General features: G+C 74.6%; 7 protein-coding genes and 1 pseudogene. 3 read left to right on the top strand and 5 right to left on the bottom strand.

Annotation, left to right across the window (positions count from 1 at the left end):
- Positions 1 to 63 precede the first annotated feature (63 nt).
- Positions 64 to 594, bottom strand: a complete 531-nt coding sequence (locus MW084_RS00635; RefSeq protein ID WP_010468209.1) for an ATP-binding protein — start codon at positions 592 to 594, stop codon at positions 64 to 66.
- A gap of 760 nt (positions 595 to 1354) precedes the next feature.
- Between MW084_RS00635 and MW084_RS00630 the strand changes: the two genes are divergently transcribed.
- Together MW084_RS00630 and MW084_RS00625 are read left to right on the top strand one after the other, a co-directional pair.
- On the top strand, positions 1355 to 2905 hold the full coding sequence (locus MW084_RS00630) for an ABC transporter substrate-binding protein (RefSeq protein WP_039828633.1): 1551 nt from the start codon (positions 1355 to 1357) through the stop codon (positions 2903 to 2905).
- Positions 2906 to 3036: 131 nt separating this feature from the next.
- Entirely contained in the window at positions 3037 to 3648 is a 612-nt protein-coding gene (locus MW084_RS00625; RefSeq protein WP_010468211.1) for a VanZ family protein, read from the top strand.
- A 1298-nt stretch (positions 3649 to 4946) separates the two neighbouring features.
- On the opposite strand, the gene MW084_RS00620 is transcribed toward MW084_RS00625, so the two are convergent.
- The 4 genes from MW084_RS00620 to MW084_RS00605 all read right to left on the bottom strand — a co-directional run bounded on the left by MW084_RS00620 (position 4947) and on the right by MW084_RS00605 (position 7760).
- On the bottom strand, positions 4947 to 5123 hold the full coding sequence (locus MW084_RS00620) for a hypothetical protein (RefSeq protein WP_010468212.1): 177 nt from the start codon (positions 5121 to 5123) through the stop codon (positions 4947 to 4949).
- Between the two features lie 170 nt (positions 5124 to 5293).
- Positions 5294 to 5623, bottom strand: a complete 330-nt coding sequence (locus MW084_RS00615) for an STAS domain-containing protein (protein WP_010468213.1) — start codon at positions 5621 to 5623, stop codon at positions 5294 to 5296.
- Complete coding sequence (locus tag MW084_RS00610) at positions 5620 to 6957, bottom strand: PP2C family protein-serine/threonine phosphatase (protein ID WP_010468214.1); 1338 nt, start codon at positions 6955 to 6957, stop codon at positions 5620 to 5622. The genes MW084_RS00615 and MW084_RS00610 overlap by 4 nt, the downstream gene beginning before the upstream one ends.
- Positions 6957 to 7760 carry an alpha/beta fold hydrolase gene (locus MW084_RS00605; RefSeq protein ID WP_010468215.1) on the bottom strand — a complete coding sequence of 268 codons (804 nt, stop codon included), beginning with the start codon at positions 7758 to 7760 and terminating at the stop codon, positions 6957 to 6959. The genes MW084_RS00610 and MW084_RS00605 overlap by 1 nt, the downstream gene beginning before the upstream one ends.
- 219 nt (positions 7761 to 7979) lie before the next feature.
- Here MW084_RS00605 and MW084_RS00600 point away from each other — a divergent pair.
- Positions 7980 to 8245, top strand: a pseudogene (locus tag MW084_RS00600) (Gmad2 immunoglobulin-like domain-containing protein); the annotation flags it as partial.

The following is an 8245-nucleotide window of genomic DNA, read 5'->3' as shown; positions in this document are numbered from 1 at the left end:
AACTGTGTATAAGAGACAGGCGGGAGCGGGACTCGNNGCGGGCGCGGGGCCCGGGCGGTCCGTCTAGACCAGCACGTCCAGGTCGAGGTACCGGGACCAGGACTCGGAGGGCAGGGCGTCCACCGGACCGGACTGCTCCGGCACCCGGTGGAGGGCGAGGACGGCGGTGACCGCGGTCCCCGGCTCCACGCGCCGCACGACGGTCCGCGTCGCGTACGCCTCGACGAGGTGGAGCCCCCGCCCGCAGGTCGCCCGGTCGTCCAGGGGCTCGCGGCGCGGGGCGGTCCGCTCCTTCCAGGACCCCCCGTCCAGCACCTCGACGGTCAGGGAACCGCCGCGGACGTCGATCGACAGGGAGACCCAGGGGCTGCCGCTGTGCAGGACCGCGTTGGTGACCAGCTCCGTGACGATCACCGCCAGGGCCTCGTCGAAGTGGTCGGCCAGGCGCCACCGGCGCGCGACGGCCCGGGAGAACCGCCGGAGCGCGGGCACGGCCTCCGGCGAGGCGGGCATGGTGCAGGCTGCCAGACCCCGCAGAGCCTGATCGGGCCAGACGCGCTGCGGGGCCCCACTCAGGACGCGTTCGATGACCATGGCGTGGGCTCCAGTCCGTTCGAGCCGGTGCCCGTGTCGGGCGTCGGCGGCCGGGAGCATTCGGATTTCACCGACCGTTCAGGTACCGGACGCTCCGTCTTCGGCATACCAACGATCCGCCCCTCCGTGTGACGCGCGCAATCAGGAACGCCGAAGCACGTATACGCAAAGAACCGGCACGGCTCGCGGGAGAGGGGAGCGCAGGGCCCGGCCCCGCCGAAGGGCGGCCCCCGCCGGGCGGGGCGGCACGCGCCGGAGCGGGGCGTACGGCGCCGTGCCCCGCCGTTCCGGGGGTCCGGCGGCGGTCTCCGCGCGACCCGCCCGCACCCCGTCCGGACGGCGGGGGAGGCGGCCGTGCTCCCGCACCCGCGACGGGGCGGCGGCCCGGCCGCCCCCCGGAGCCGGTACGGTGCGCGATGGCCCTGTCACGCACGGCCCCCGCGGCGGGGGTGCCGGGGCGCGGTGGGGGCGGGCCGGGGGATTGTTGGCGTATCCGTATCCCGTACCTCCGGATGGAGGGTGCGGGGAGCGGCCCGTAAGGTCTCCCCGCCGACGGGCCGCCTTACCGGGGCGGCGGGGTCGGCGGGAGAAATGCCTGAGAGGAGGCCCTCCGAACACGTCTCCGGCAGGAGACCGGTCCTGTCCGGGAGCCCGCTCCCCGGACACGGGACCGACCGGGCGCGGCCGGCTCCGCCGGTGCCGGCCGTTCAACCCACGTTCTCGAACACGCGGTACCGACAGAGAAAGCAGAACGGCACCTATGAAGGCGAAGAGCCTGCGGACCACGGCAGGATGTGTGGCACTGATCCTGATCAGCGGCTGCCGTCCCCTGGCGGACGAGGGAGGGGGGAGCGGCCCCATCGTCATCGGGACCGCTAACGTCCTGACCCACCTCGACCCCGCCGGGGCCTACGACAACGGCTCGTGGGCGCTGTACAACAACGTCTACCAGAGCCTGCTGACCTTCGAGTCCGGCTCGCCCGTGCCCCGGCCGGACGCGGCCGAGGAGTGCGAGTTCACCGACTCCGGCCTCATGACCTACCGGTGCCTGCTCCGGGACGGCCTGAAGTTCTCCAACGGCAACGCGGTCACCGCGGCGGCGGTGAAGCACTCGTTCGACAGGATCATGCGGATCAACGACCCGCTCGGGCCGGGACCGCTCCTCGCCAACCTCAAGTCGGTGGAGGCCCACGGCTCCACCGTGACCTTCCGCCTCAAGACGGCCGACGCGACGTGGCCGTCGAAGATCGCCACGGGGGCGGGGTCCATCGTGGACCCCGCCGTGTACCCGCCCGACGAACTGCGGGGCGACCGGGGGGTGACCGGCTCCGGCCCCTACCTCATCTCCCACCAGAGCGAGAACAGGATCGACCTGGAGCCGAACCCCGCGTACCAGGGGGCGGTCCCCCGCGGCAAGGCGATGCCCATCCGGATCCGGTACTACCAGCAGGCCAAGGACGTCGAGGCCGCCTGGAAGGACGGGACGGTCGACGTGGCCTACCGGGGACTGCCCGCGAAGACCCTGGCCGGGCTCGACGAGAACACCCCCGGCATGCGCCTGTCCATCGGGCAGAGCGCCGAGGCCCACTACCTCGCCATCAACCTCCGCCGCAAGGACAACCCACTGGCCCGGGTGGCCGCCCGCAGGGCCGTCGCGACCCTCGTCGACCGCGGGGGCCTGGCCGGCAAGGTGCACGGGCGCACGGTGACGCCGCTGTACTCGCTGATCCCCCAGGGCATCACCGGCCACAGCACGGCGTTCTTCGACGCCTACCCCGAAGTGGACCCCGAGCGCGCGAAGAGCCTCCTGCGGTCCGCCGGGCTCCCCACGCCGGCCCGTTTCACGCTGGGGCACCAGAACGGGATCGCCGCCCTGGAGGCGAAGGAACTCGAACGCCAACTGGAGGCCGGGGGCGCCTTCGAGGTCACCCTCGTCGAGGAGGCCGACTGGCCCACGTACCAACGGCGTTACGCCCGCGGTGATTTCGACGCCTTCATCACCGGCTGGTCGCCCGACTTCCCCGACCCCGAGACGTTCACCCAGCCGCTGATCGGCTCGGACAGCGTGCTGAGCAACGGCTTCTCGTCCTCGGAGGTCAACACGGCGATCCGGCTGACGCAGCAGCAGACCGACCGGGGCCTGACCAGGGAGCAGTTCCGGGGGATCCAGAGGAGCATCGCGCAGTCGGTGCCCCTGGTGCCCCTGTGGCAGAACAAGGACTACGTGGTGACCCGGCCCCATGTGAGCGGGGGCCAGTACCTGGCGGACGGCACCGGGGTGTGGCGCCTGTGGGAGCTGGGCCTGCTGTGACGGCGTTCCGGCGGCGGCGAGGGCGCCGCCGGTGATCCCGCCCGGCCCCGCCGGCCCCGCACGCGGGCCGTGTGCCGTCCCGTACGGGGGGTAGCCGGAATCCCGTACGGACCGAACCTGGGAAGGGGCCGGTGATGACGTGGACCATCCGGCGGAACGCGGAGAAGCGGGCGGTGGAGGAGGCGGCCCCGGGCCCCCGGACGGGGCCCCCCGACCCGGACACGGGACCGGCGGGCCCCGGGGCGGAGCCCGCCCGCCCCGGATGGCCGAGGGCGGGCCGCATCGTGGCCATGCTGGTGGCCTTCGTCTTCATGGTGGGTTTCGCGGTGGTCCTGGCCCGGTTGACCCTGGAGCCGTCGGCCGCCTCCGAGCAGCTGACGCACAGCAACCTGCGACCGGGTGACTCCATCCGCCAGTACCTCGGGCAGCCCGCCTTCCGCGACACGGTCAAGCAACTGGGCGGGAACATCGCGCTGGGCGTGCCGTTCGGGCTGCTGCTGCCGGTACTGGCGCCCCGCACCCGCGGCCTGGTGCGGGTCGTGCTGGCCACCGCCGTCGTGATGACGCTGGTGGAACTGGTGCAGGGCGCGCTGATCACCGGGCGGGCCTTCGACGTCGACGACGTCATCCTCAACAGCACCGGGGCGCTGCTGGGGTACGTACTGCTCGGCCGCAGGCTCGGCCGCGCCGTGCACCCCCGCCGCCGGCACTGGTGGCACCGCTTCACCCGGAGCACCGCCTGACGGACGGCGGCCCGCCCGCCGCGCACCGCCTCCCGGCGCCGTCCCGCCCCCACGAGGGCCGCGGGGCGGCGCCGGCACGTCCGCGCGCGCGGCGACATCGCGCGGGAAGGACACGGCGCTCGTGCCGACCGGAGGCGAACAGCTCCTCAGGCGCGCCCCGACCACCCGTCTGCTCTGCTTCTTCGTCCTGGGCGACGTCCCGGGCGCGGGGGCGTACGTCCTCATCGGCCGGACCGCCGCGGACTCGGGGGAGCGGTGCGGGCGCCGCCGGTCGTCGCGCTCGTCGCGACCCCGCTCACGGCGGCCTCGTAGGCGGAACCCGCGACCGAGTACCCCGCTCCGGAGGATCCGCGCACCACGTGACCCGCGCCCGCGGGCCGTTCGCGGGACTCCTCAACGGCTTTCCGCACGCCCGCCGCCGGCATCGTGTCGGCGGCCGCGCTCGTCCGGGGCTTCGCGGGGACTGCCTCGCCGCCCTCGTCCGGGTGCCCGTCGGGCCAGCGTCCGTGGTGTTCCCGGTCGCCCCGGCCCTGCTCGACGCCCGGGGCGTCCGCGCGGGTCCACCCGGGGGAACGCCGCCATCGCCGTCGAGGCCGGCGGGCCGGCGGTCGTGGTCGTGCTCGTGCTCGGGGCCTGGCTCCTGCCGCGGGAACGGCCACCGGGCGCCGCCGGGGTGTACCCCGCCGGTGCCGGTCCCCGTCCGGGGACGGGCCGGCGCGCCCCCGGGCCCGTCCGCGGTCGCGGTCCCGGGCGGGACCGGGAAACCGGGGCGAAAGGGCGCGGGGAGGGCCGGCCGGGCGGGTCAGCGCCCGCTCTTGGCGAGGTTGTAGGCCAGGACGAGCACGGCCAGCACCATCACCGCCAGGTGCGTCCAGGTCGGGCTCGCCGCGGCGTCGGCTGCGTTCTCCCACATCCAGGTCATCGTGACTCCCAGGCAGTTGCGGACAGGACGGGCAGTGCCCCGGTGGCGCCGCGGACGTGTGAGCGCGGCCCGCGGCGTCACCGGTGGAGACGGCCGGAAGGGCCGCGGGCGCCTGCGTCCGCCGGTTTCCGGGCCGTTCCGCCGTTTCCGGCACTGCCCCGCCCCCGCTGGGCGAACCCGGCCGTGTCCACCGGGCGGATCCGGCGCGGCCGACGTACGGCCCGGGGGCGGAGGCACCGTTCCTCTTCGGTGCCATGACGACCGTCTACCCTCTCTTCGCTTTCCGAGTCGGGGAGTTGGGGAACCCGCCGACCGGGAGCCCGGGATGCGGCGACGACGGCCGCGCGCCCCACCGCACCCCGGGGGTTTCGGCCCGTCAGCGCCGGCCGAGGCGCCCGCTCCTGCCGGACCCGATCCCCGCCGTGTGCAGGGCGAGGGCCGCCAGGCCGAGGAGCATGAGGTTTCCGGACGAGAACACCGCGTTCGTCGTCAGCTCGGTCGCGTTGATCAGGAAGGCGATGGCGAACAGCACCGCCGCGGCGATGGCCAGCATGTGTCGACACCTCGTTTCTCTTCGGGGTGTCACGCGTGTGCCCCTCGCGGCCCTCCTTCAGACCGCCGGCCGCCCGTCGCCGTCCGGCGCACGCCGCACGACCGGCCCGCCACCGTGCCGTGGGGGCCGGGTCCGGGACGCGGCCGGCGCGGGGTCCCGGACCCGGCCGTTCAGGCGCTGGCGGCGTCGGAACGCAGGGCGAAGACCTGGTCGAGGCCGACCATGGTCAGGATGCGCAGGGTGTTGGCGGGGACGGAGGCCAGGGCGATGTCGGCCCGGGCGGCCAGGGCGTGCTGCCGGGCGGCGAGGAGCGCGGTGATGCCGCTGGAGTCGCAGAACTCCAGCCCCGCCAGGTCGAGGACCAGGCACTGGCCCGGTCTCAGGGCGAGGCGCTCGACCCGTTCGCGCAGGGTGGCGGCGTGGGCGTAGTCGAGGTCGCCGGAGACCGCCACGACGGGACCGGCGGCGGTGTGTCGTTCGGTGATCGTCAGTGGGTTCATCGGCCGTGCTTCGGTGCCGGGTGGGGGAGCGGACGGGGGGCGGGGACACCGAGGGCGAGCAGGGCGGTGTCGTCGTCGAGGCCGTCGCCGAAGCCGTCCAGCAGCCCGACCAGCGCGTCGACCACTTCCCGGGGGGTGCACGGGGCATGGTCGACGGCGAACGCGTGCAGGGCCTCGTCGCCGTACAGGCTCTCACGGGTGGGGCCGGTGCGGGCCTCGGTCAGGCCGTCGGTGTAGAGCAGGAGGGTGTCACCGGGGACGAGGACGGTCTCGGCGGTGACGAAGGGCGCGGTGGGCAGGACACCGACGAGCATGCCGCCCGGGGTGTGCAGGAAGTCGACCCGCCCGCCGGCCCGCATGACCAGGGCGGGCGGGTGGCCGCCGGAGGCGAGGCGGACGACGGCGCGGTCGGGGCCGGGCTCGATGACGCCGTAGACGGCGGTGCAGTAGCGGGGGTCGCCGGAGGCGGTGTACCGGTCGTGCAGGACGGCGTTCAGCGTGGTCAGCGCGGCGGCCGGCTCGGAGTCGTGGAGGGCGGCGGCGCGCAGGGTGTAGCGGGTCAGGGAGGTCAGGGCCGCGGCCTGGGGCCCCTTGCCGCACACGTCCCCGAGGAAGAACCCCCAGCGGGTGCCGTCGATGGGGAACAGGTCGTAGAAGTCGCCGCCCAGCCGGTGCGCGGAGGCCGCGTGGTAGTGGACGGCCGTCTCCAGGCCCGGCACGGCCGGCAGCGACGCCGGCAGCAGCGACTGCTGCAGCACGGCCAGGGCGTCGGCCAACTGCGCCCGGTCGGCCTCGGCCTGCCGGTGCGCCCGTTCCGCCTCCGCGCGCGCCTGCTCCGCCTCGATCCGCGCCTGCTCGGCCTCCTGCCTGCGGCGCAGCAGCTCCTCCTCGTAGCTGCGCCGGTCGGAGGCGTCGAAGACGGTGGTGCGGATCAGCAGCGGATCGCCGCCCCCGCTGTGCTTGACCACCGAGGACACCAGCACCGGCAGCCGGCCGCCGCGGGCGGTCTTCATCTCCAGGGCGATGCCGCCGATCTCGCCCTGCATCCGCAGCAGCGGCGCGAAGTGCGTCTCGTGGTACAGCTTCCCGCCGACGGTGAGCAGGTCGGCGAAGCGCAGGTGGCCCACGACCGCCTCGCGCTCCAGGCCGAGCCAGTCCAGCAGCGTGCTGTTGATCTTGGCGATGGTGCCGTCCATCAGCGTCGACAGGTACCCGCACGGTGCCGACTCGTAGAGCTCTTCGACGCTGTCCTCCAGCAGTGCGGTGAACACCGCGTTCGTCCCGGCCCCGCCCCCGGTCCCCGACGGCTCGGGGTTCCCGCCCGTCTGGCACATCACCGTAGCGACCCCAGGAAGTCCAGGATCGCCTCCGCCGTGGCCTCGGGAGCGCTCAGCTGGGGGCAGTGGCCGGTGACGTCGAGGGTGACCAGGCGGGAGGAGGGGATCGCGGCGTGCACGAACGCGCCGACCTCGCGGGGGGCTATGACGTCCTGGTCGCACTCCAGCACCAGCGTCGGCACGCGCACGCTCTCCAGGTCGCGGCGGCTGTCCGACAGGAACGTGGTGCGGGCGAAGACCCGCGCGATGTCGGGGTCGGTCGCGCAGAAGCTGTTGGTCAGTTCCCGTCCGAGCTCGGGCCGCTCCGGGTTGCCCATGATGATCGGGGCCATCAGGGAGGACCAGCCCAGGTAGTTCGACTCCAGCGACGCCAGCAGCTCGTCGATGTCCTCCGCGGTGAACCCGCCGCGGTACCCCTCGTCGTCGATGTAGCAGGGGGAGGGGGTCACCATCACCAGCGCCCCGATCCGCTCCGGCGCGGCCTGCGCCGCCAGCACGCCGACCATGGAGCTGACCGAGTGGCCCACGAACACCGCCCCCCGCAGGTCCAGCTCCTCGCAGACGTCCACCGCGTCCTGCGCGTAGCCGTCCAGCGACGAGTAGCGCTCCTCGCTCCAGGCGGACGGGTCCGAGCCCCCGGAGCCGACATAGTCGAAGAGCACCACGCGGTGGCTGTCGGCCAGGGCGGGCACGATGAGCCGCCACATGTTCTGGTCGCAGCCGAACCCGTGCGCCAGCACCACCGTCGGCCCGTCCGGGTCGCCGGTCACTCTCACGTTGTTCCTGCTGCGGATGTCCATGGAGACGATTCTCCCACCCGGAGCGGCCCGCCGGGACCCGGGCCGCCCGCCGGGGCCGGCCTCCGGTCCCGGCGGGCGTGCCGAAACACACACCCGCGATCCGGACACCATCGGGGGAAAGCGGGCGAACAGGGCTACGCCGCAAGGAACATGGGGTACCCGACCCTGTGACCCGTGGGGACGCGAGGACGTCCGCCCGAGGGCCCGGAGGAGGCTGCCATGGTATTCCGCACCCGTACGACGTCCCCGCCGGCCCGGCCGGCGAGGACGGCGCCGCTCGCTTCCGCGCTGGCGCTGGCGCTCACGCTCTCCGCGTGCGCGGCGGGCGCCGGCGGCGCGGCCTCCCCCGGCAGCGGGCCGCGTACGGGATCGTCCGCGCAGTCGGCGCCGTCCACGCAGACGGTCCCGTCCGCGCCGACGGGGCCGGCCGCCACCGCCGCTCCCTCCGCGTCCGGCACGGCGTCCCCCGGCCGGCCCCTTCTACA

Source organism: Streptomyces sudanensis (assembly GCF_023614315.1).
Lineage (GTDB): Bacteria > Actinomycetota > Actinomycetes > Streptomycetales > Streptomycetaceae > Streptomyces > Streptomyces sudanensis.
Note: the sequence above shows the minus strand (reverse complement) of the source record. Positions and strands in the feature narration are given on the sequence as shown.

Bases quoted from the DNA above. Each gene is read 5' to 3' on its own strand.
- MW084_RS00635 (WP_010468209.1), bottom strand. From the start codon at position 594: ATGGTCATCGAACGCGTCCTGAGTGGGGCCCCGCAGCGCGTCTGGCCC.
- MW084_RS00630 (WP_039828633.1), top strand. From the start codon at position 1,355: ATGAAGGCGAAGAGCCTGCGGACCACGGCAGGATGTGTGGCACTGATC.
- MW084_RS00620 (WP_010468212.1), bottom strand. From the start codon at position 5,123: ATGCTGGCCATCGCCGCGGCGGTGCTGTTCGCCATCGCCTTCCTGATC.
- MW084_RS00615 (WP_010468213.1), bottom strand. From the start codon at position 5,623: ATGAACCCACTGACGATCACCGAACGACACACCGCCGCCGGTCCCGTC.
- MW084_RS00610 (WP_010468214.1), bottom strand. From the start codon at position 6,957: ATGTGCCAGACGGGCGGGAACCCCGAGCCGTCGGGGACCGGGGGCGGG.
- MW084_RS00605 (WP_010468215.1), bottom strand. From the start codon at position 7,760: ATGGACATCCGCAGCAGGAACAACGTGAGAGTGACCGGCGACCCGGAC.